Origin of the sequence: Micromonospora craniellae, from assembly GCF_014764405.1 — a bacterium.
GTDB classification, from domain to species: domain Bacteria; phylum Actinomycetota; class Actinomycetes; order Mycobacteriales; family Micromonosporaceae; genus Micromonospora; species Micromonospora craniellae.
This window is the reverse complement of the sequence record NZ_CP061725.1, coordinates 5,109,752-5,131,516: the sequence shown is the minus strand read 5'-3', so window position 1 is coordinate 5,131,516 and position 21,765 is coordinate 5,109,752. Positions and strand designations below refer to the sequence as shown.

At 72.4% G+C, this 21,765-nt stretch carries 16 protein-coding genes and 1 pseudogene; 4 read left to right on the top strand and 13 right to left on the bottom strand.

Annotation, left to right across the window (positions count from 1 at the left end; translation table 11 throughout):
• Positions 1-31: 31 nt before the first annotated feature.
• From ID554_RS23295 to mptB (ID554_RS23285), 3 genes are all read right to left on the bottom strand, one after another.
• A complete protein-coding gene (locus tag ID554_RS23295) occupies positions 32-3,169 on the bottom strand; it encodes a choice-of-anchor M domain-containing protein (RefSeq protein ID WP_117228365.1) in 3,138 nt (1,045 codons plus the stop codon).
• A 166-nt stretch (positions 3,170-3,335) separates the two neighbouring features.
• Positions 3,336-4,952, bottom strand: a complete 1,617-nt coding sequence (gene mptB / locus ID554_RS23290) for a polyprenol phosphomannose-dependent alpha 1,6 mannosyltransferase MptB (protein ID WP_117228364.1) — start codon at positions 4,950-4,952, stop codon at positions 3,336-3,338.
• Positions 4,953-4,966: 14 nt separating this feature from the next.
• On the bottom strand, positions 4,967-6,367 hold the full coding sequence (mptB, locus tag ID554_RS23285; RefSeq protein WP_191088615.1) for a polyprenol phosphomannose-dependent alpha 1,6 mannosyltransferase MptB: 1,401 nt from the start codon (positions 6,365-6,367) through the stop codon (positions 4,967-4,969).
• A 44-nt stretch (positions 6,368-6,411) separates the two neighbouring features.
• Here mptB (ID554_RS23285) and ID554_RS23280 point away from each other — a divergent pair, with 44 nt between their 5' ends.
• Positions 6,412-8,088, top strand: a complete 1,677-nt coding sequence (locus ID554_RS23280) for a hypothetical protein (protein ID WP_117228456.1) — start codon at positions 6,412-6,414, stop codon at positions 8,086-8,088.
• A gap of 72 nt (positions 8,089-8,160) precedes the next feature.
• On the opposite strand, the gene ID554_RS23275 is transcribed toward ID554_RS23280, so the two are convergent.
• Together ID554_RS23275 and ID554_RS23270 are read right to left on the bottom strand one after the other, a co-directional pair.
• The gene (locus ID554_RS23275) at positions 8,161-11,181 is read right to left on the bottom strand and encodes a bifunctional [glutamine synthetase] adenylyltransferase/[glutamine synthetase]-adenylyl-L-tyrosine phosphorylase (protein WP_117228362.1); all 3,021 of its coding nucleotides are present in this window, start codon (positions 11,179-11,181) and stop codon (positions 8,161-8,163) included.
• Positions 11,181-11,948, bottom strand: a complete 768-nt coding sequence (locus ID554_RS23270; protein ID WP_117228361.1) for a type 1 glutamine amidotransferase — start codon at positions 11,946-11,948, stop codon at positions 11,181-11,183. Before ID554_RS23270 ends, ID554_RS23275 begins: the two co-directional genes overlap by 1 nt.
• 126 nt (positions 11,949-12,074) lie before the next feature.
• Here ID554_RS23270 and ID554_RS23265 point away from each other — a divergent pair, with 126 nt between their 5' ends.
• Positions 12,075-12,950, top strand: a complete 876-nt coding sequence (locus tag ID554_RS23265; protein WP_117228455.1) for a S66 peptidase family protein — start codon at positions 12,075-12,077, stop codon at positions 12,948-12,950.
• A gap of 41 nt (positions 12,951-12,991) precedes the next feature.
• Here the strand turns inward: ID554_RS23265 and ID554_RS23260 are convergent, their stop codons facing one another.
• From ID554_RS23260 to glnA, 4 genes are all read right to left on the bottom strand, one after another.
• Positions 12,992-13,387, bottom strand: coding sequence for a hypothetical protein (locus ID554_RS23260; protein ID WP_223884214.1), 396 nt, complete (start codon positions 13,385-13,387; stop codon positions 12,992-12,994).
• Positions 13,388-13,390: 3 nt separating this feature from the next.
• A complete protein-coding gene (locus ID554_RS31880; protein WP_199489195.1) occupies positions 13,391-13,798 on the bottom strand; it encodes an alpha-amylase family glycosyl hydrolase in 408 nt (135 codons plus the stop codon).
• Positions 13,799-13,832: 34 nt separating this feature from the next.
• Positions 13,833-14,258, bottom strand: a complete 426-nt coding sequence (locus ID554_RS23250; protein WP_117228360.1) for a DUF350 domain-containing protein — start codon at positions 14,256-14,258, stop codon at positions 13,833-13,835.
• Positions 14,259-14,348: 90 nt separating this feature from the next.
• The gene (gene glnA / locus ID554_RS23245) at positions 14,349-15,698 is read right to left on the bottom strand and encodes a type I glutamate--ammonia ligase (RefSeq protein ID WP_117228359.1); all 1,350 of its coding nucleotides are present in this window, start codon (positions 15,696-15,698) and stop codon (positions 14,349-14,351) included.
• A gap of 205 nt (positions 15,699-15,903) precedes the next feature.
• Between glnA and ID554_RS23240 the strand changes: the two genes are divergently transcribed.
• Together ID554_RS23240 and panB are read left to right on the top strand one after the other, a co-directional pair.
• Positions 15,904-17,685: an NAD+ synthase gene (locus ID554_RS23240; RefSeq protein WP_117228358.1), complete on the top strand. Its 1,782-nt coding sequence runs from the start codon at positions 15,904-15,906 to the stop codon at positions 17,683-17,685.
• Between the two features lie 111 nt (positions 17,686-17,796).
• Positions 17,797-18,642, top strand: coding sequence for a 3-methyl-2-oxobutanoate hydroxymethyltransferase (gene panB / locus ID554_RS23235; protein ID WP_117228357.1), 846 nt, complete (start codon positions 17,797-17,799; stop codon positions 18,640-18,642).
• Between the two features lie 192 nt (positions 18,643-18,834).
• Here panB and npdG read toward each other — a convergent pair whose 3' ends face one another.
• The 4 genes and pseudogenes from npdG to ID554_RS23215 form a co-directional block, all read right to left on the bottom strand.
• The gene (gene npdG / locus ID554_RS23230) at positions 18,835-19,533 is read right to left on the bottom strand and encodes an NADPH-dependent F420 reductase (protein ID WP_117228453.1); all 699 of its coding nucleotides are present in this window, start codon (positions 19,531-19,533) and stop codon (positions 18,835-18,837) included.
• A gap of 93 nt (positions 19,534-19,626) precedes the next feature.
• A pseudogene (locus ID554_RS23225) lies at positions 19,627-20,503 on the bottom strand (RNB domain-containing ribonuclease); the annotation flags it as partial.
• Between the two features lie 144 nt (positions 20,504-20,647).
• Positions 20,648-21,313: a histone gene (locus tag ID554_RS23220; RefSeq protein WP_117228356.1), complete on the bottom strand. Its 666-nt coding sequence runs from the start codon at positions 21,311-21,313 to the stop codon at positions 20,648-20,650.
• A 77-nt stretch (positions 21,314-21,390) separates the two neighbouring features.
• A complete protein-coding gene (locus ID554_RS23215) occupies positions 21,391-21,600 on the bottom strand; it encodes a hypothetical protein (protein WP_191088614.1) in 210 nt (69 codons plus the stop codon).
• Between the last annotated feature and the right edge of the window lie 165 nt (positions 21,601-21,765).

Here is a 21,765-nt window from a genome sequence, read left to right as displayed (position 1 = left end):
ATCACGAGACCGCAGCCGCCTGCTGGTTCTTCTAGATTGCGGTGAAGGTCAGGATCGCCTGGTAGAGACCTGGCGGCGTGTCCGTCGGGACGCGCAGCTCAAGGTCGGCACCGAGGCGTGCGGTTCCCTTCCCCTTACCGGTGTCGGCAGATGCGAGCGTGCGTGCGGCCGACAGTCCATCGCCGTCCGGGAAGCCCGGCGCCACGACATCTCCGACGTTCACACCCTGACCAGCGGCCTGGTTCAGCACCTTCGGGCCCCAACCCAGGTAAGCGCCATCGAAGCTCGCGTTGGCTGACGTGAAATCACCGACCTGGCCCGATGCGCTCCAGCCCGGAGTCCCCGGACGGGTGTCGGTGACCGTGACCGGACGCAGTTCACCGGTGGTCCCCCACGACTTGCCGTCGGCAGAGAGTTCGAGTGTCGGCAGGTTGAGGACGCGGTCGTCAGGATCGACCGAGATCACCAACGCGCCATCTCGGGCGTCGAGCTCGGCGGTGATCGTCTGGGCGGCTCCCCCGTCACCGGGAACGGCCTCGTCATCGACGTGGACGGTGACCGGTTGCGACGGTCCGTACAGGACCCTGCCGTCGCCGCGGACCACCGCCGCAGTGATCTGCGCGCCGTCCCAATCCTGCGAGGCGACGAAGGTGTACGTACCGTCCGTCGCGCCCTCGATCGGTTCGGCCGTGGCCTGACCTGGCAGCTTCACGAACCACTGCCGGCCTTCGAAGTGCGTGGCGGGCCCCTGATATCCCTGTGGCGCTGCGTCCAGCGTCACCTCTGCGGTCAGCGTGACTTCGTCACCGACGCTGACGGCAGGCGCAGCCCCCTTCACGGAGACTCGCTGCGGGGGAGGCGATCCGTGATCGTAGACGATGAAACTCGTGGTCGTACTCCGGGCGATCTCCTCGCCGTTCTCCTTGCGGTGCACGACGTAGACTTGGGTGTTGCTGAGTCCCTGTTCACCGTAGTAGCCGTCGACGTTCGCCTGGTTCCCACGGGGCATCTCGGCGAACTCGTCCTCACCGGGCAGCTTCCAGTACCACTGGAACCGGTCGTTGCTCGCCGGCTCCGGCACAGCCGATGCCCGGAACCTCAGGGGGTCGGTCGAGTGGAGGTGATCGCCGTGGGTGTTGAGGGTTCCGATCACCACGAGCGGGTTCGCGGGGTTGTCCTCCACGACGAGCAACTCCTGCTGGCCCTGGGCGATCTGCGCCCCGTTGAGCGGGTCGAACGCCCGGACCTTGAGGGTGCCACGGTTCCACGACAGACGCGCGTCCAGGCCGAACGTCACGTCGGTCGCACCTGCGATGGCACCGAAGTTGTTCGGGTTGGGGTTGGTGTTGACTCCCCACTGGTAGGTGACGCCTTCGAGTGCTGGGTAGACGTTCGCTCTGGCGTTGATCGGCTGGCCGTCGCGGTAGACGCCGGCCAGATCGACGATGGTCACGTCGCGCGCGAGCACCCGCGGCTGGATGGCGGCGGACTGACCGATGACGTTCTGGTCGGCACCGAGGATCTGGTAGGCGTACTCACGGTCGAGGAACCCGCCGGAGGTGGTCGGGATGCTGTAGACGCCGTCGTTCTGGACCACCTCGACCGGGCTCCAGTCCGTGGCTCGCACGGCACGCCGCACCCAGCGAGCGGACTCCCCGTCTTCGAGATCGCGATGATCGACCGTCACGTTGGCGGGATCGCCGCTGTAGTACTCATCCTCAAGGCCATCGAAGGTGATCTGCTCGCCCGTCCAGGTGCCGTCCGACACCTGAAGCACGATGTCGGTCCTGACCCTCGCGTCCAGGAACGAGAAGCCGGCCATCGCGAGTACCTGTACACGGGCGCCGTCGAGGGTGGCACTGGCCGGGCCGAGACTGACCGTGGTCCCTCGGCACGGGTTGTTGTAACCGCAGATCAGAATGTACGAGCCATCCGGCTGGTTGCCGGTCCACATGCGCCACCAGATCGTTTCACGCCCCTGTAGCGGCATGCCGCGTACCTCGAGGACGATCTCGTCACCGGGCTCGTAGACCTGCTTGTTCGGGTAGATGCCGAGTTCGTCGCCGCCCGCTTCGGCAGTGACGGTGACGCGCAGCGGCGCCGAAGCCGTAGACGGGGTGAAGTAGTTGACGACCTCGGGCACGAAGCGGGCGATCACGTCACGGGTGCCGAGTTCGAGACTCGACACCGTCATCGACGCGTCCCCGTTGTCGATCTCGGCGTGGCCGAGTACGGTCTCCTCGCCGCCGGTCGTGTCCACGAACTCGACCCACCCCTGGGCCGTTCTCGGAAGCACCGACGCGCTGAACTGCACCGGCTCGCCGAGCACGGCCGCAGTCGTGTCGGACCGGGCCGTCGACGTCTGCGTCTCCTGCGCGGCCGGCAGAGAGTCGTCACCCACGAAGAAGGTGTACACCGCCGTGTCGGTCACCTTCTGCCCGTCGATGGCGACCTCGGCCTCGACGGTCAGGTCATAGCGTCCGGCCTTGGTGAACGCCCAGCTGGCGTGCTTGTGTACCCGACCCAGCGTCCAGGACTTGAAGTCCTCGTCGCTGGCGGACCAGAGCCGGTCGATCGGCGCACCGAGGTTGCTCGACGACGCCCACAGCTCGAAGTTAGCGCCCTCCGGCCCGTCGACGTCCACGAGCGTGAGCTTTGTGGTGTTGCCGTCGATGGCGTTGTTGGGCACCGACTCGGTCGAGAAGCCGGGCCACAGCGATTCTCCCGAGCGGACCTCGGGAGCGAGCCAGATACTGGTGCCCACCTCGCCGATGAACTCGTAGCCCGCAGGAACGTTCTGCTTCAGACCGTCGTCCACCACGAACCACGCGTTCTCTGCCGTGATCGGGATGCCGGTCTGCTCGGAAGTGTCGTACTTCGACTCCAGCGCGAACGCGCCGTCGTTGAAGTCCGGATTGCCGAGGAAGGTCGCGATCGCGTCGGCGTGCGTCCCCCTCACCACGACGTATTCGCGAGGCTCAGGGGCCGGTCCCTCGGCAGCCTGCGCCCCGGTGGTCCCCACCGACGGTCCAACCGCCAGCGCCACCATGCTCAACGCCAGCGTCGTCGCTGCGAGACGAGTCAAGCGACGGCGGCGGCCAGAACCCCGTCTACCCTCGCCACCCCCCACCACAAGTGGGCGCCTAACTCTGTGCCAGGTACGTGACATCAAAGCACCTTTCTGGACATATCAAGCCAATGCAGAGGAGCATCAGAGCGCCACCGATCGTAATAGAAATGGTTTTCATTAAGCAATAGGGTGTGACCATTCCACTCACCAACTCCGGCCAGGCGACTCGCCCGGGGCGTGCGGCCAGCTTCGCGGCGACGAGGGCTCAGCGCGACTGGCGGGCCCGGCGCAACCGGGGCAGGAACCGGACCGCCAGGACGACCACCAGCAGGGTCATCGCCACCGCGCCAGGCGCCTTCACCAACCGGGCCAGGTTGGTACCGTCCGGCAGGGCGAGGAAGGACGCCAGCGCGCTCGGCACCACGAACCAGGTGGTCCGGGTCGCTGCCACCGCGAGCACCGCCAGCGGCCAGGTCGCGTACCAGGGGTGGAACACCGGCGCGAGGACGACGGTGAAGGCCAGCGCCAGCCCCGCACCGAGCAACACCACCCGGTGTCGGCCCTCCCCCACACCGATCGCACCGGCACCGGCCTCAGCGGGCAGGCCGACACTGGACGAGCCGACACCGAGCGCGCCGGCGCCAGGCAGGCCGGACAGTGCGGTGTCACCGGAGCGGCGCAGGGCCGACCAGGTGTGCCACCAGAGCAGCACCAACAGGACGGCCAGCAGCACCAGCGCCACCACCCGCGCCACCGGCACACCGACGGGCGGCAGACCCACCGGTCCACCGAGATAGTCGACGATCATGCCGACGGCGGTCGGCGGTGAGGTCCACTGCACGGAGTCGCCGCTGCTGCCCAGCCCACCGATCCAGCCCAGCCCGAGACCGGACACCAGCGAGGACACCAGCAACGCGCCCAGCACACCGGCGGCGAGCGTGCCGCCGTCGCGCAGCAACGCCGACACCGTGTACCGGCCACGGACCGCCGCCAGCGCCGCGAACGGCAGCACCACCACCGCGGTCGCCTTCACCGAGACCGCCAGACCGAGCAACACCCCGGCGACCAGCAGTACTCCGACCACCGGCAACCCAGCAGCACCCGGCCCCGCCCCGACCACCGACGACCCTGCGGCGCCTGGCAGCGGTCCGACGGACCGGTCGGGGCGTCGGACGAGTAGGAGCAGACCGAGCAGGAGCAGACCGAGCATCACCGCGTCGTTGTGCGCACCGGACACCAGGTGCACCCCGACCAGCGGGCAGGCGAGCAGCAGCCCGGTCGCCCGCGCGGGCGGCACCCCTGCCGCCCGCGCCAGGCCGGGCAGGCAGAGCGCGGCCAGCAGCAGCCCCGCCAACGCCAGTATCCGCAGCAACACCAGTGTGCCGGCCAGGCCGCCGCCGAGGACCACGGCGAGCGCGGCGAGGAGCACGAAGAACGGGCCGTACGGTGCGGCGGTGTCCCGCCACACCGGGGCGACCGCGTCCAGCCACGGACAGCCGGCCTCGGCCACACCGGTGGCGTACGGGTCGCCGCCGTCGGCGTACACCCAGCCCTGGCAGGCGTACGAGTAGACGTCCCGGCTGCCCAGCGGTGCGCTGAACAGCAGCGGCACCGTCCACAGGGCGGCGGTGCGCGCCGCCCACCCGGTCGACGGGGCGCCACCGCGCAACGCCCACCAGGCACCCACCATGGCGGTGGTGCCGAGCAGCCACAGCAGCACGGTCAGCGGCCCGCCCTCGGAGTGCCAGACCCGGTTGGTGGTGGCGTCGGGCAGGGCACCACCGGTGTAGGCGGAGATGGTGAGGGCCACCGCCCCCAGCAGGCCGACGTACCGTACGCGGCGGTCCCGGGTGGAAGTGGGTCGGACGCCGGTCTCGGTCACCGGCGTGCCTCTCCTCAGTCGACGGGAACCGGGCGGCGGGCCGCCCGAGCCGACCGTATCAAGCGGACCGCCACCCAGATCACGAACAGCGTCATCAGCGGCGCCCCGACCGTCTTGGTGTATCGGGGCAGGCCGGTGCCGTCGGCCATCACCTGGAACGCGGCGAACACCGTCACCGCGCTGAACCACCAGGTGCGGTGGGCGGTGGCGGCGAGCAGCGCCAGCGGCCAGAACCAGTACCAGGGGTGGAACAGCGGGGCCAGCGCGACCGTGGCGGTCAGCGCCAGCGCGGCGTGCCAGAGCGGCTCCCGGTGACGTGCCCGGAACCACAGCCACACCAGCAGCGCCGCCAGCACGACCATGCCGATCCCCCGGGTCACCGGCAGCGCGTCGACGTGCAGGCCGAACGGCAGCAGCAGGTATCCGACGGTCTGCCCGACGGCGGTCGGCGGCGAGGTCCAGGCGACCACCTCGTTGCCGTGCGACAGGCCGGTGATCCAGCCGAGGTTCAGCCCGGCGCCGAGGGTCACCCCGACCAGGGTCGCCACCGCGCCGCCCACCACCGGGGTGCCGTGGCGCAGCAGCCCCCGCAGCGAGAACCCACCGCCGATCGCGAGCAGCGCCGCGAACGGGACCACCACCAGCGCGGTCACCTTGATCCCGGCGGCCATGCCGAGCACGACCCCGCCGGCCAGCAGCGGCCACGGCCGGGTGGGCCGGCTGACCACGATCGCCAGACCGGCCACCATCAACCCGATCATCAACGCGTCGTTGTGCACCCCGGAGATCAGGTGTACGCCCACCAGCGGCCCGGCCAGCGCCAGCCAGAGCGCCCGGCCGACCGGCACCCCGCAGTGGCGGGCCAGCACCGGCAGGCTGACCGCCGTCAACAGCACACCGGCCACCGCGAGTACCCGGAACAGCGCGATGCTGGCGATCAGCGAGCCGGTCGCGGCGACGATCGCGCCGGAGAGCACCACGAACAGCGGCCCGTAGGGTGCCGGGGTGTCCCGCCAGATGAAGGACATGGTGTCCAGCCACGGACACGGCAACGTGGAGACGCCGTACTCGTACGGGCTGATGCCGTTGGCGAAGCTCGCCCCCTGACAGGCGTACGCGTAGGCGTCCCGGCTGCCCAGCGGCGGCGTGAACAGGAACGGCACGATCCACAGCCCGGCGGTGACCAGCGCCCAGCGGACCGACGGCACCCGGTCCCGCAGCGTCCACCAGGCGGCCGCCATGGCGGCCGTACCGAACAGCCACAACGCGATGATCAGCGGCCCGTCCGGCCCCTGCCAGATCCGCACCGGAGTGGGCCGGAGATCGCCGCCGGGCAGGGCGCCCCCGAGGAAGGCCGCCACGGCAAGCATGATCGATCCGGCCAGTCCGGTCCAGCGCACGAGGTGATGGGGCACGTCCGACATGCTGCCAGTACCGTGAGCGCGGTACGGAGGTGGGCATGCGGGGCAGTCGAGTGGTGGCGGTGGCCGCCGCGTGCGCCGGGGCGCTCGGTGTGGCGTACCTCATTCTTCCGGCGATGGGTTCGGACCTGGCCGCGCAGGTGGCCCGGGCCGACTTCTTCGCCGCCCACGGCGCGACCCCGGTCGATCTGCGCTGGTACGCCGGGGTCCAGCAGTTCGGCTACAGCCTGCTCGCGCAGCCGGTGATGGCCCTGCTCGGGGTACGCCTCACCGGCGTGATCGCGGTGGTCGCGGCGGCGGCCCACTTCGCCGCGCTGCTGGTACGGACCGGGGTGCCCCGGCCGCTGCTCGGCAGCCTGGTCGGGGTGGTCACCATCGCCGGGAACCTGGTCTCCGGCCGGGTGACGTACGGCCTCGGGGTGGCCTTCGGCCTCGCCGCCATACTCGCCCTCACCTGGCGCCGCAGCTCGTGGCGACCGCTCGTGGTGGCCGGGGCGGCGGCGCTGCTGGCGTCGGCGGCCAGTCCGGTGGCCGGGCTCTTCGTCGGCCTCGCCGGGGTGGCCGTGCTGCTGTCCGGCCGGTACGCCGACGGGTTGACCGTCGCGGTCGCGGCGGCGGTGCCGCTGGGCGTGACCGCGTTGCTGTTCGGCGACGGCGGCTGGATGAACATCAGCCGGACCGACACCATCCGGGCGACGGTGACCGCCCTGCTGGTGGCCGTGCTGGTCGGCTACCGCCCGGTCCGGTCGGGTGCGTTGCTGGCCGCGGGCGGGGTGGTAGCGGCGGCGCTGGTGCACACCCCGGTCGGGCTGAACGCCACCCGCCTGGCGACCATGTTCGCCCTGCCCGTCCTGGCCGCCGCCGCCCGTCCCCCCGCCTGGCTGGTCCGATCGGCACGACACCTCACCGTCACGCCGCGACCCGACACCGCCGTCCGACCCGACGTCAGCAGGCGACCCGACGTCACCGACGGGCCCGAGGTCACCGGGCGGCCCGAGGCGGCGGCGCGGCCGAAGCGGCGGGGCATGGCGGCGGCGGCGCTCGCCGTGCTGCTGGCGGCGGTGTGGTGGTGGCAGCCACCGGTGGTCTCCGCCGACCTACGCAGCATCGGTGACCCGACCAGCCAGCCGAGCTACTACGCGCCACTGCGCGCCGAACTCGACCGGCGCGGGCTGACCGGGCGGGTGGAGGTGCCGCCGACCCGCAACTACTGGGAGGCGGCCCGGATGGGTGACGTGCCGCTGGCCCGGGGCTGGCTGCGGCAGGCGGACATCGACCGCAACCCGATCTTCTTCACCACCGTGCCCGGGGCCGCCGGCACCGGCGTACCGCTGACCGCCGACAGCTACCGGGCCTGGCTCGACGAGTACGCCGTGCAGTACGTCGCGGTACCCGACGCACCACTGTCCTGGGTCGGCCGGGCCGAAGCCGAACTGATCACGGACGGCCTGCCGTACCTGAACGAGGTCTGGTCCGACCCCGACTGGCGGCTGTACGCGGTGACCGACCCGACTCCCCTGGTCGGTGCCCCGGCCGAACTGGTCCGGGCGGGCGGCGCCTCGGTCACCTTCCGCACCTCGGACGCGGGCACGGTGCCGGTCCGGGTGCGGCACAGCCGCTGGCTGACCGCGTCCGGCGGCGCCACCGTCTCCACCAACGGAGACTGGACGGCGGTCACGGTGCCGCGCGCCGGCACGTACACCCTCGGGAGCTGATCGGGCACTGCGGTCGTCGGGTGTTAACAGGGGGCCCTTGCTCTACCGCAGGCGTTAATAAGGTGCCCTTCCTTACATCTCCAGGACGCGTTCCATGGCGGTTCGGGAGCGGCGGCCGGTGCGCAGGTACTCGTCGAGGAACTCGCCCGGGTCGTCGCGGCCGAGCAGTCGGACCACGCCGGCGAGTTCCACGCCGTGTCGGGGCAGTTGGTCGCCGGCCCGGCCACGGACCAGCATGAGCGCGTTGCGGACCTGTGCGGCCAGGGTCCAGCCGGCCGCCATCGCCTCAGCATCCGCCGGGTCGATCAGGCCGGCTTTGCGGGCGGCGGTGAGCGCGTCGAGGGTACGCGTGCCCCGCAGGTACGGGTGTGCACCGGCGTGCCGCAACTGGAGCAACTGCACCGCCCACTCGACGTCGGCGAGGCCGCCCCGGCCGAGTTTGGTGTGGGTGGCCGGGTCGGCGCCCCGGGGCAGCCGTTCGGTCTCCACCCGCGCCTTGATCCGGCGGATCTCGATGATCTGTTCCCGGGTGAGGCCGTCGGCCGGGTACCGGACCGGGTCGACCAGCTTCTCGAACCGGGTGCCCAGGTCGGCATCGCCGCAGACGCAGCGGGCCCGGAGCAGGGCCTGCGCCTCCCACACCCGCGACCAACGGGCGTAGTACTGCTGGTACGCGGCGAAGCTGCGGACCAATGGTCCCTGCCGTCCCTCGGGGCGCAGGTCGGCGTCGACGCCGAGCGGCGGGTCGGGCGCCGGCATGCCGAGCAACCGGCGTAGTTCCTCGGCGACGGCGTGGGCGGCGGCGCTCGCCGCGCTCTCGGCGACGCCCTCGGGGGCCTCGTAGACGAAGAGGACGTCGGCGTCGGAGAGGTAGTTCGACTCGTACCCGCCGAGGCGGCCCATGCCGATCACCGCGAACGTCAGGTCGGGCATGGCGGGCTGGGCGGCGCGGGCGGTCCGCAGCGCGGCGGCCAGGGTGGCGTCGGTGACGGCGGCCAGTGCGGTGCCAACGGTGGTGATGTCGCCGAGCGTCGACCGCTCCGTGTCGGGGCGGGTGGGGGTCAGCGAACCGGCGCGGCTGAGCACGTCGGCGCAGGCGAGCCGGAGCAGTTCCCGGCGGCGCAGCGCGCGGACCGCCCGGATCGCCTCGACCGGGTCGGTGTGGCGGGCGGCCGCGGCGGCGAACCCGTCGCCGAGCACCTCGCGGGGCCGGGGGGTCAGCTCGCTCTCCTCGGCCAGCAGACGCAGCGACTCGGGTTCCCGGCTCAGCAGGTCGGCGACGTACCGGGAGGAGGAGAGCACCCGGGCCAGCCGGCGGGCCACCGGACCGGAGTCGCGCAGCAGCCGCAGATACCAGGGGGTGCTGCCGAGGGAGTCGGAGACCTGGCGGTAGTTGAGCAGGCCCCGGTCAGGTTCCGGGGCGTCGGCGAACTCGCTGAGCAGCACCGGCAGCAGGGTGCGTTGGATGGCGGCGGTGCGGCTCACCCCGCCGGTGAGGGCCTGGAGGTGACGCAGGGCCCCGGCCGGGTCGGCGAAACCGAGGATCTCCAGCCGGTTGCGGGCCGCCTCCGGGGTCAGCCGCAGGCCGTCGGCGGGTACCCGGGCCACCGACTCCAGCAGCGGCCGGTAGAGCAGTTTGGCGTGCAGTCGGCGTACCTCGGTGGCGTGGGTGACCCACTCGGCGCGGAACTCCTCGACGGCGCTGCGTCCCGGCGTGGCGGTGTAGCCGAGCGCGGTGGCGAGCCAACGCAGCGCACCCGGTTCGGTCGGCACGGTGTGGGTGCGCCGTAGGCCCTGGAGTTGCAGGCGGTGCTCGACGCCGCGCAGGAAGCGGTAGCCGCGCAGCAGCGCCTCCCCGTCGGCACGGCCGACGTAGCCGCCGGTGACCAGCGCCCGCAGGGCGGGGATGGTGCCGGGTGCGCGCAGCGTCTCGTCGCCCCGGCCGTGCACCAGTTGCAGCAACTGCACCGCGAACTCGATGTCGCGCAGGCCGCCGGGGCCGCGCTTGATCTCGCGTTCCTGCTCCTTGGCCGGGATGTTGTCGATGATCTTCCGACGCATGGCCCGGACGTCCTCGACCGCCTCGGGCCGCTCGGCGGCGTGCCAGAGCAGCGGCGCCAGCTCGTCGATCCACTCCCGGCCGAGCGCCAGGTCACCGGCGGCCGGGCGGGCCTTGAGCAGCGCCTGGAACTCCCAGGTGCGGGCCCAGCGCCGGTAGTACGCCAGGTGGCTGGCGAGCGTACGCACCAGCGGCCCCCGGTTGCCCTCGGGCCGCAGTGCGGCGTCGACCGGCCAGGCGACCAGCCCGCAGATGTGGATCAGACGGGTGGCCACGGTGGTGGCCGCGGCCAGGTCGTCGTCCTCGGCGGCCACGAAGATCACGTCGACGTCCGAGACGTAGTTCAGCTCGCCGCCGCCGCACTTGCCCATCGCCACCACACCCAGGCGGGGCTTCCGGGTGCCCTCGGGCAGCTCGGCCACGGCGATCGCGTACGCGGCGGTGAGGGTGGCGTCGGCCAGCGCGGAGAGCGCCGCCATGGTCTGCTCCAGGCCGCGCCCGCCGGTCAGATCGGCCGCCGCGACCCGCAGCAACGCCAGCCGGTACGCGCGGCGCAGCACCGCCACCGGGTTGCCCTCGCCGGTCAGGTCCAGCCGCCCGTCGGCGGTCGGGGCGAGCCCGTCCGACTCGGTGCGCAGCACCGTCCACTGGTCCGGGTTGGCGACGAGGTGGTCGCCGAGCGCCGAGGAGGCGCCCAGCACGGCGATCAGTCGACGGCGCAGGCCCGGGTCGTCGTGCAGCGCGACCAGCAGCTGCGATCCGGCGCCGAGGCTGCCGGTCGGTGCGGCGGCGACGCGGCGCTCGGCCTCCACCATCCGGTGCAGTTGGCGCAGCGCCAGGTCCGGGTCGGCGGCCCGGGACAGCGCGGTGAGCAGCTCCCGGGCCTGGTCGCCGGTGGGTTCCTGGGTCTGCGGGCGCCACAGGTCGAGCCCCTCCGGTCCGAGCAGGTCGGCGGCGCGGGCACCGGCGTCGTCGTCGGTGATGCCGAAGCCGTACCGGGCGAGCCGGCCGGTGGCGTTGGTCGGGCGGCCCATCAGTGCCCGAGCAGCGGCAGGGTTCGGCGCGACCCGCTGTCGTCCAGTTCACCCAGGGCCAGAGCGGCGAACCTGGCGGCGAAGGGCTGCCAGACGTCCTCGATGTCGGCCAGCACCGCGGCGCAGGCGGCGACGACCAGCTCCGGGTCGTAGTCGAGTTCGGCCAGCACCGCCGAGTCGGTCGCCCACTGCGCGATCATGTCGGCGTCGCACTCGATGTGGAACTGCAAACCCCAGGCCCGGTCGCCGAGGCGGAACGCCTGGTGCGGAAAGCGGGTGGAGGCGGCCAGCAGCGTGGCGCCGGCCGGCAGTTCGGTGATCCCGTCGGTGTGCCACTGGAGCACGTCGGGGATCAGCGGGACGTACCGGAACAGCGGGTCGTTCTCGGCGGCGTCGCGCCGACCCACCACGGCGGGGCCGACCTCCGGCCCGGACGGGCTGCGCTCGACCGTGCCGGCGTGCGCGGTGGCGAGCAGTTGCGCGCCGAGGCAGACCCCCAGGGTCGGGACGCGGTGCCGGACGGCCTTGCGGAGCAGCCCCTCCACCGCCGGCAGCCAGGGCGCGCCGGGTTTGCCGTCCGGGTACGGGAAGGCCTGCTGGTCGCCGCCGAGCACCACCAGTGCGGCGTACCCGTCGAGGTCGGCGGGGAGCGGGTCGCCCGCGTGCGGGCGGATCACCGACAGCTCCAGACCGGCCTCGGTCAGCCACTCGCCGAGCCTTCGCGCATCGTCGGTCGGGTCGTTCTCGATCACCAACGCGGTTGCCACGCCGTCGAGGCTATCCGGTCTCGCCGACGGACCCGGCGCGCGGGACTAGGCTCTCCCGCTGTGTCCCACCACACCGCGCCCGATCACGTCGTACGCCCGCCGGCGCTGCGTCCCGGTGACACCGTGATGCTGGTCTCGCCGTCCGGGCCGACCCGTCCGGAACGGGTGGCCCGGGGCATCGAACTGCTCACCGGTTGGGGTCTGCGGGCGGTGCCCGCCCCACACGTGTACGCGCGACAGGGCTACCTGGCCGGCACCGACGCGCTGCGCGCGGCCGACCTGAACACCGCCTTCGGCGACCCGGCGGTACGCGGGGTGATCTGCACCCGGGGCGGGTACGGCGCGCAGCGGGTGGTGGACGCGATCGACATGGCGGCGGTGCGGCGCGATCCCAAGGTGGTGGCCGGGTTCTCCGACGTCACCGCCCTGCAACTGGCGCTGTGGCGGGGTGCCCGGCTGGCCGGGGTGCACGGGCCGGGGGCGGCCTGGCGGGACGCGCGCACCCCGCTGGCCTCCGCCGAGTCCCTACACGCGGCGCTGACCAGCACCGCACCGGTCACCGTGCACGCGGTCGAGCGCGAGGACACCTTCCCGGTACGCACCCGGGGTCGGGCCGTCGGCCGGTTGCTGGGCGGCAACCTCTGCCTGGTGGTGGCCTCGCTGGGCACCCCAGACATGCCCGACCTGACCGGGGCGGTGCTGTTGCTGGAGGACATGCAGGAGCCGCCGTACAAGGTCGATCGGATGCTGACCCAGTTGCGTCGGGCCGGCGCGCTGGACGGGTTGGCCGGGGTGGCGGTGGGCCAGTTCACCGACTGCGCGGACGGCTGGACGGTGGGGGTCGCCGACGTGCTCACCGAACGCCTCGGTGATCTGGGCGTACCGGTGCTGGGCGGGCTGCCGATCGGGCACGGGCCCGGTCAGCTCAGCGTGCCGGTGGGCACCCGGGCCGTCCTCGACGCCGACGCCGGCACGGTGACCGTCGACGCCGCCGTCCGCTGAACCGCCCGCATGTCCGGTTCGCCCGGCGCCCCGCACGCCGGTCAGCGCAGGTACGGACCGGTGTCGCCGATCTTCCCCGGCGCCGGGTTGCCGGGCCGGTCGAGGACGTAGACCCGCAGGTTGCCCTTGCCGCTGACCGACGCGGTGAGGGTGCCGTTGGAGACGACCTTGACGTCCCCGGTCACGGCGTCGGTCCAGGTGCCGTCGGGTACGCCGCTGAAGGTGGCCCCGCCGGAGACGGTGACCAGCGCGAAGCTGTCCACCCCGCCGCCGGTGTACCGGCGCTTGTACGCGAGCTGGTTGCCGCTGATCCCCTCGGTGGAGTACTGCCCCTTCTGTCCCTTCTGCAGCGCCGGGATGGCCCGGCGGATCTGGTTGAGTCGCTGGACGTGCTTGACCAGCGGCAGCGGTTGCCGGGCGGGGCCTGCGACGACCACAGGTCACCGGTGTACGTCCGCCCCTTCGCGAGCGCGTTCGTGGAAGTCCCAGCCGTGGTAACCGTGGAAGTCGTAGTCGGAGCGGTTCAGCACCACCGGGGTGATCCAGAGGGCGGAGAAGTTGAGCGCCTTGACGTAGTCGAGCTTGTCGATGAGCCCCCGGAAGTCGCCGCGGAACATCGGGTCGTCGTTGGCCGCGTTGCCCGAGCGGACGTGCTGGCTGCCACCCCGGTTGTTGCTCGGGGTCCAGGCGGCACCGTCGACGCCGTGGTGGATGTTGACCGACGCGCCCCAGGCCGCCGGTGGCTGGTAGTAGACCGTGACGGTGTTGGCGGCCGAGGCCGCGGTCACCGGCAGCAGGCCGGCGACGAGGGCGACCACGCCCCAGCGCGCCCGCCTCCGGCCGGGCAACGGGCCCGACCGGGGTCGTGATGCGAGGGTCAGCTCAGGCGATACAGGCGCAGACGATCAGCGCGGCGCCGAAGTGGGTGGCGGCGCTGACCTTGGCGACCGGATGCGGCTCGTCGGAGCAGATCACCTCGCCCAGCTTGCCGGGAGTGATCAGGTCCAGCACGAAGAAGGCCAGCGCCATGATGCCCAGACCGATCAGTCCGAACAGGACCGTCGAGGCCAGCCCCTTGGCGAAGTCGCTGTAGCTGGTCAGGATCGCGGTGAAGATGATCCCGGCTACGCCGAGCTGGTTGGCGGCGAGCAGCAGGCCGGCGTTGGCGTTACGGCGTACCCAGATAAGGTCCCGCAGCCTGCCCGGGGTCAGCAGGTCGACCAGGACGAAACCGGCGGCCATCAGCCCGACCCCGACCACCCCGAACACCACGCTCTGCCAGGCTCCGCTGAGCAGATCCTCCAGCACCGACTGCCTCCCCACCGTCTGCGGCCGGCGGGCGCCGGCACGGTGATCGAGACGATAGCGGCACCGCGCAACGTCCGCCCGGGCGGTGGTCTACAACGACAGGTACCGCTGGCGCTCGTACGGGGTCACCTCGCGGCGGTACTGCTCCCACTCGGCGCGCTTGTTGCGCAGGAAGAAGTCGAAGACGTGCTCGCCGAGCACCTCGGCGACCAGCTCCGAGCCGGCCATCACGTCGATCGCCTCGGCGAGGTTCTCCGGCAGCGGCTCGTACCCCATGGCACGGCGTTCGGCGCTGGTCAGCGACCAGACGTCGTCCTCGGCGCCCGGCGGCAGCTCGTACCCCTCCTCGATGCCCTTCATCCCGGCACCGAGCAGCACCGCGAAGGCGAGGTACGGGTTGGCGGCCGAGTCGGGCGAGCGGATCTCCACCCGGGCCGAGTTCGGCTTGCCGTACGCCGGGACGCGGACCAGCGCGGACCGGTTCAGGTGCCCCCAGCACACGTACGCCGGGCTCTCGGTGACCCGGTCCGGCAGCGCCTGCGGGAAGAGCCGCTTGTAGGAGTTGACCCACTGGTTGGTGACCGCGGTGTACTCCCGGGCGTGCACCAGCAGCCCGGCGATGAACGCCCGGGCCACCTTGGAGAGCTTCATCGGGTCACCCGCGTCGTGGAACGCGTTGCGCTCCCCCTCGAATAGCGACAGGTGGGTGTGCATGCCGCTGCCAGGCTGGTCGGTGAAGGGCTTGGGCATGAAGGTGGCCTGCACGCCGGTGGAGAGCGCCACCTCCTTGACCACGTGCCGGAAGGTCATGATGTTGTCGGCGGTGGTCAGCGCGTCGGCGTAACGCAGGTCGATCTCCTGCTGGCCCGGGGCGACCTCGTGGTGGCTGAACTCGACCGAGATGCCGATCCGCTCCAGCGACAGCACCGCCTGGCGGCGGAAGTCGCGGGCCACCGCGTGCGTGGTGTGCTCGAAGTAGCCGCCGCTGTCCACCGGCACCGGCACGCTGCCGTCCATCGGGCCGTTCTCCAGCAGGAAGAACTCGATCTCGGGGTGGGTGTAGAAGGTGAAGCCCTTCTCCGCTGCCCGGGACAGCGCCCGGCGCAGCACGTGCCGCGGATCGGCCCAGGAGGGACCGCCGTCGGGGAGCAGGATGTCGCAGAACATCCGGGCGCTCTCGCCGCTCACCCCGCCCTCGAACGGGAAGACCTGGAAGGTGGTCGGGTCGGGCATGGCGACCATGTCCGACTCGAAGACCCGGGCGAAGCCCTCGATCGCCGAGCCGTCGAACCCGATGCCCTCCTCGAAGGCGGCCTCCAGCTCGGCGGGGGCGACGGACACGCTCTTGAGCGTGCCGAGCACGTCGGTGAACCACAGCCGGACGAAACGGATGTCCCGCTCTTCGAGCGTGCGGAGGACGAACTCCTGCTGACGGTCCACTGCCCCAACCTTCCGCGACACGCTATGTCCGGCTTCGGACGGTGTTTACCCGACCTGACCGACCAGTCTCCACTGACCCGATTACGCAGACGTTAACCGACCCGCGGGCACCGCGTCCCGCCCAGTCCCGACCGGCGGTCGCCGGGTGGCGTGCTCTGCGCCTACACCACGTGTCGAGGCCGCCCGCCGTGGGCAAGATGAGGACATGCCCACCCTGCGTCTCGCTCTGTGTCAGGTCAACCCCCGGGTCGGCGACATCGCCGCCAACGCCGGGATGATCCGCTCGTGGACCCGGAGATCCGCCGACGCCGGCGCCCGACTCGTCCTGTTCCCGGAACTGGCGCTGACCGGCTACCCGGTCGAGGACCTGGTGTTCCGGCGGTCCTTCGTCGCGGCGTCGCAGGCGGCGCTGCACCGGCTCGCCGCCGACCTGGCCTCCGACGGGCTGGGTGACCTGCCGGTCGTGGTGGGCTACCTCGACGCCGACGGCCCGCCCCAGGTCAGCCCGGACGCCGAGCCGGGCAAGGGGGCCCGCAACGCCGCCGCGCTGCTGCACCGGGGCGAGGTGGTGGTCACCTACTTCAAGCACCACCTGCCCAACTACGGCGTCTTCGACGAGGACCGCTACTTCGTGCCCGGCGACACACTGACCGTCGTGCGGCTCGGCGAGGTGGACGTGGCGCTGACCATCTGCGAGGACCTGTGGCAGGCCGGCGGCCCGTTCGCCGCCGCCCGCGACGCCGGGGTCGGGCTGGTGGTCACCATCAACGGCTCGCCGTACGAGCTGAACAAGGACGACCTGCGGCTGCCGGTGGTCCGCCGGCGCGCCGCCGAGGCCGAGGCCACCATCGCGTACGTCAACATGGTCGGCGGCCAGGACGAGCTGGTCTTCGAGGGCGACTCCATGATCGTCGCGGCGGACGGCACACTGCTGGCCCGCGCACCGCAGTTCGTGGAGCACCTGCTCGTGCACGACGTGGAACTGCCGGAGGCGGGCAGCGGTCCGGGCGCCACCCTGGGCGGGGCCCGCGACGGCGCGGAACTCACCGGCGGGCTGCGGATGGTGCGACGCGCGATCGACGGCCTTCCGCCGGCCCCGGACGGCCCGCCCGCCCGGGGCGGGATCATCGAGCCGGTCGCCGACGAGGCCGAGGTGTGGCAGGCCCTGGCGCTGGGCCTGCGCGACTACGTCGACAAGAACGGCTTCCCCTCCGTGGTGCTCGGGCTCTCCGGCGGCATCGACTCGGCGGTGGTGGCCGCCATCGCGGTGGACGCGCTCGGTCCCGACCGGGTGGTCGCCCTCTCCATGCCCAGCCAGCACTCCTCCGAGCACAGCCGCTCCGACGCCGCCGACCTGGCCAAGCGCACCGGCCTGGACTACCGGATCGAGCCCATCCAGCCGATGGTGGACACCTTCCTGGCGAACATGTCGCTGTCCGGGGTGGCGGTGGAGAACCTCCAGGCCCGGGTACGCGGCGTCATCCTGATGGCCCTGTCCAACCAGGAGGGCCACCTCGTGCTCACCACCGGCAACAAGAGCGAACTGGCGGTCGGCTACTCCACCCTCTACGGCGACTCGGTCGGCGGCTTCAACCCGATCAAGGACGTCTGGAAGACGCTGGTCTGGCGGCTGGCAACCTGGCGCAACGCCGAGGCGACCCGGCGGGGCGGGACGCCGCCGATCCCGGAGAACTCGATCGGCAAGCCGCCCAGCGCCGAGCTGAGCCCCGGCCAGCTCGACAGCGACGCGCTGCCCGACTACGACGTACTCGACCCGATCCTGATCGGCTACATCGACGGCGACCTGGGCCGCGACGGCCTGGTGTCCTCCGGGCACGACCCGGCGGTGGTGGACAAGGTGCTCCGGCTGGTGGATACCGCCGAGTTCAAGCGACGCCAGTCCGCGCCCGGGGCGAAGATCTCGATGAAGGCGTTCGGGCGGGACCGCCGGCTGCCGATCACCAACCGGTGGCGCGAGGACGGCTGACCACCGCCGAGTGACATCCTCCACTGCGCTCTGCCGCGACCGGGGCCGCCGGTGCGACGATCGCGGCAGAGCCCGGGGACCGCGTACGCGGCCTCGAGGAAGGAGACAGTCATGGTGGAATCCACCCCGGCCGAGGTGACCGCCCTCTACGGCGGCCCGGCCACCCGGCGGGTCCGCACCCGCGACCTGATCGCCGCCAAGGAGCGCGGCGAGAAGTGGCCCATGCTCACCTCGTACGACCAGTACAGTGCCTCGATCTTCGACGCCGCCGGCATCCCGGTGCTGCTGGTCGGCGACTCGGCCGCCAACAACGTGTTCGGCTACGAGACGACCCTGCCGGTGACCGCCGAGGAGCTGCTGCCGCTGGTCCGGGCGGTCGTCCGGGCCACCCGGCAGGCACTCGTCGTCGGCGACCTGCCGTTCGGCTCGTACGAGGAGGGGCCCACCCAGGCCCTGCGGACCGCCGTCCGGTTCATGAAGGAGGGCGGCTGCCACGCGGTCAAGCTGGAGGGCGGCCGGCGCTGCGCCGACCAGATCGCCGCGATCGTCGGCGCCGGCATCCCGGTGATGGCGCACATCGGGTTCACGCCGCAGAGCGAGCACACCATCGGCGGCTACCGGGTGCAGGGCCGGGGCGACACCGCCGAGGACGTGCTCGCCGACGCGCGGGCGGTGGCCGAGGCGGGCGCCTTCGCGGTGGTGCTGGAGATGGTGCCCGGCGAGGTCGCCAAGCGGATCACCGCCGAGCTGAGCATCCCGACGGTGGGCATCGGCGCCGGCCCGGAAACCGACGCCCAGGTGCTGGTCTGGCAGGACATGGCGGGGCTGCGCACCGGCCGGGCCCCCCGGTTCGTCAAGCGTTACGCCGACCTCGCGGGCGTGCTCGGCGAGGCCACCCGACGCTTCGCCGACGAGGTACGCGGCGGGGAGTTCCCCGGCGCCGAACACACCTTCTGACCGGACCGTCACGGCCCGTGGGGCGCCCTCGCGGGCCGTGACGCGCACCGCCCTCCACCACCGCCGTACCACCCTCGACCACGGTCGGACTTCATGAAGGCGGTCCAGTCGAGCGACACCTCACCGGCCACCTGACGCCGCCGACGAGAAGGCCGGCGGCGACGTCGTCTTCTGACCCTGCGTACGGGCTGCTCAGACGTCGGTGACGCGGACGCCCGCGTGCGCCTTGTAGCGCTTGTTGATCGCGATCAGGTTGGCGGTGAACGCCTCGATCTGGTGCGCGTTGCGCAGCCGACCGGCGTAGATGCCCCGCATGCCGGGGATGCGGGCGGCGAGCGCGCCGACGATGCCGACCAGTTCCCGCTCCTCGGTGCAGATCAGCACGTCCAGCTCGATCCGGTCGATCTCCGGGTCGGCCAGCAGCGGCGCGCTGACGTGATTGAACGCACCGCACACCCGGGAGTCGGGCAGCAGCGCGGCGGCCTGCTGGACGGCGCTGCCCTCCGGCACCGGCAGCGCGTACGGCCCCTGCTTGTCGAAGCCGAGCGGGTTCACGCAGTCGACCACGATCTTGCCGGCGAGCGGTACGGCGAGCGCGGCGACGATGGCGGCGTGCCCATCCCACGGCACCGCGATGATCACCACGTCGCTGCGCCGGGCGACCTCCTCGTTGTCGGCCCCGGTCACGCTGCCGTCGGCCGGCACTCCGGGCAGGGCGGCGATCTCCGCGGCCGACTCGGCCGCACGCTGCGCCGAACGGGATCCGATGAGCACCGTCTGACCGGCCCGGGCGAACCGGTAGGCGAGTCCCCGGCCCTGGTCGCCGGTGCCACCGATGATGCCGACGGTGAGCCCGGAAACGTCGGGCAGGTCACTCGCGTCATATGCCATGGTCGCCATCCTCGCAAATCCAGCGGCTGCGCATCAGCGCTCTGAGCTGTGACAAATCCCGCTGGGCGGCCTCGGTGGGGGTGGCGGGTCGGTTCAGGCGAGGGCGAAGGTGACCGTGCGGGTGGCCGGGTCGGCCGCGACCAGCCGGACCCGGACCCGGGTGCCGAGCGTCAACTCGCCGGTGCACCGGGCCCGTACCGGCGGGTCGTCCAGGGCCACCGCACCGCCGGGCGGACGGTTCGCGCGCCCCGTGCCGTTCGGCGGCGCATCGACGTCCACACGGCGGCGTCGGACGTCTCCCCCACCCGATGCGCCAACAACACCGCCTCGGCCAGGTCGATCGCACCCCGGCTGGCCGCCGACGCGGCGCGGTCCGTCGCCGACATCACCGCCGGCAACCGGGGCAACGCCTCCCGAGCCCAGTCCGGCACCGCACGGCCGTCGTGCAGGGCCAGGCAGACCTCCGTGGCGTACCGGTCGGCCAGCCGGCGCAGTGGCGCCGTCACATGCGCGTACGCGGCCGCCACCCGTCGCCGTCGGCCTCCACGTCCTGCTCCGGTATCGGCAGGTTGATCGCGCCCCGGCGCAGACCCCGGGCGGTCAACAGCGCACCGATCTCCGGCAACAGCGCGATCGGCTCCGGCAACCGGCCCGCTTCCGCGTCGGCCTGCACCCCCGGATACTCCAACTGGGCCCGGCTCCGCACCAGCGCCCGCTCCAGCGAGACCCCCGTGGTGGCGCCGTCGGCGTCCAGGTCGATGGTCCACAGCACCGCCGCCCGGTCGACGTCCGGCAGCAGGCTCGCCGCCCCCTCACCGAGACTGTGCGGATGCAACGGCACATTGCCGTCGGGCAGGTAGACCGTCTGCCCCCGCCGCCAGGTCTCCTCCTCCAACACACCACCCGTGCGTACGTGCGCGGCCACGTCCGCTATCGCGTACCGCACCCGGAATCCGCCACCCGTACGACGGGCGGACCGGCAGTGCCCGGAGGCGCGGACGGGCGGGGCTACTTGGAGCGACCGGCAATAGGACTGGCGGGGCTGCGGCGAGCCCTGGCACGTCGGCTGGCGGCGTTGTCGTCGTCGGCCAGGACCCGCCTCGCCTCCACCGCCCTATTGCCGGTCGCTCTTGGTCGTGGCTCGTTTGGCGAGGTTGGCCTTGCGTGCCGGGGTCGCCACGCTCGCGGACGCCTTCGCGGCCGTGGTGCGAGCCGCCGTGCTCCGGCTCCGCGCCGCCGTGGTCCGGGCCGCTGTTGCCGTCGCTGTCGTGGCCCTCTTGGCGGGCGCCTGCTTCGCCACTGTCGTCTTGCGCGCCGGAGCCGTCCGGCCTCCGCTCGACGCGGTCCGCGCCGACGTGGTCTTCTTCGCCGCACCGGCAGCGGCGGTCTTCTTCGCAGCCGCGGCGGTGGTCTTCCTCACGGCCCCGGGCGCGGTCTTCCTACCGGCAGCCGCCGGGGTCGCCGCGGTGATCTGGCTCGCGGGGGCCTTCACGGCGGCGCGCTTGCGCGCGGGGGTAGCCGCGCTGATCGCTGACGCGGTCGCCTTCGCGGCCGAGGTCGCCGGGGTGGTGCGCCTGGTGGCCGGGGTCGTGGCGGCGGTGCGCTTGGAGGCCGGGGCCCGGCCGGCGCCACCGGACGCGGTACGGGTGGCCGGGGCGGCGCCGTCCGCGCGACGGGTGGTCGGCGTACGGGCGAGGCCGGCGGTGCGGTCCGTGGCCGCAGTCTGCCGGGCGGGCGTACGCGTCGCGGCCGGTCGGGTGGCCTGTCGTGCTTCGGCCATCTCGGTTCCTCCTTGGGGACGTGCCACCGCCCTCGCGGCGCACGTGGTGTCGCGACGCGAGGTCGTCCCGCATCGGGCTACTTCTCCTCCCCGTCCTCCTCGGCCCTACGGGCGTCCTCGGCCTCCCACGCTTCGTTGCGCTCCCGCACTTTCTGCAGGGCGTTCTCCGCGTCGGGCGCCGAGGCGTACGGGCCGAGGACGTGCCGGGCAGGGCACACGTCGGCTTCGTGCTCGACCCGGTGGTGCCGCGTACACCAGTAGTAGCGCCCACGTCCGCTGTCGTTCATGGGATCACTGTGCATCGGGATGCGACCGCCCGCCGCCGGAACACTGCAAGTCACCAGGCTTTTCCACAGTAGACATGCATGTGGCTTTATGTGCAAAAACAGCGAAAAACACAGAATGTCGCGACACCCCTATCACTCTCCGTACACGAATGGATGTCACTGCGA

Coding starts and splice junctions, on each gene's coding strand:
- ID554_RS23295 (WP_117228365.1), bottom strand. CDS start 3,169: ATGTCACGTACCTGGCACAGAGTTAGGCGCCCACTTGTGGTGGGGGGT.
- ID554_RS23280 (WP_117228456.1), top strand. CDS start 6,412: ATGCGGGGCAGTCGAGTGGTGGCGGTGGCCGCCGCGTGCGCCGGGGCG.
- ID554_RS23275 (WP_117228362.1), bottom strand. CDS start 11,181: ATGGGCCGCCCGACCAACGCCACCGGCCGGCTCGCCCGGTACGGCTTC.
- ID554_RS23265 (WP_117228455.1), top strand. CDS start 12,075: ATGCTGGTCTCGCCGTCCGGGCCGACCCGTCCGGAACGGGTGGCCCGG.
- ID554_RS23240 (WP_117228358.1), top strand. CDS start 15,904: ATGCCCACCCTGCGTCTCGCTCTGTGTCAGGTCAACCCCCGGGTCGGC.
- panB (WP_117228357.1), top strand. CDS start 17,797: ATGGTGGAATCCACCCCGGCCGAGGTGACCGCCCTCTACGGCGGCCCG.
- npdG (WP_117228453.1), bottom strand. CDS start 19,533: ATGGCATATGACGCGAGTGACCTGCCCGACGTTTCCGGGCTCACCGTC.
- ID554_RS23220 (WP_117228356.1), bottom strand. CDS start 21,313: ATGGCCGAAGCACGACAGGCCACCCGACCGGCCGCGACGCGTACGCCC.
- ID554_RS23215 (WP_191088614.1), bottom strand. CDS start 21,600: ATGAACGACAGCGGACGTGGGCGCTACTACTGGTGTACGCGGCACCAC.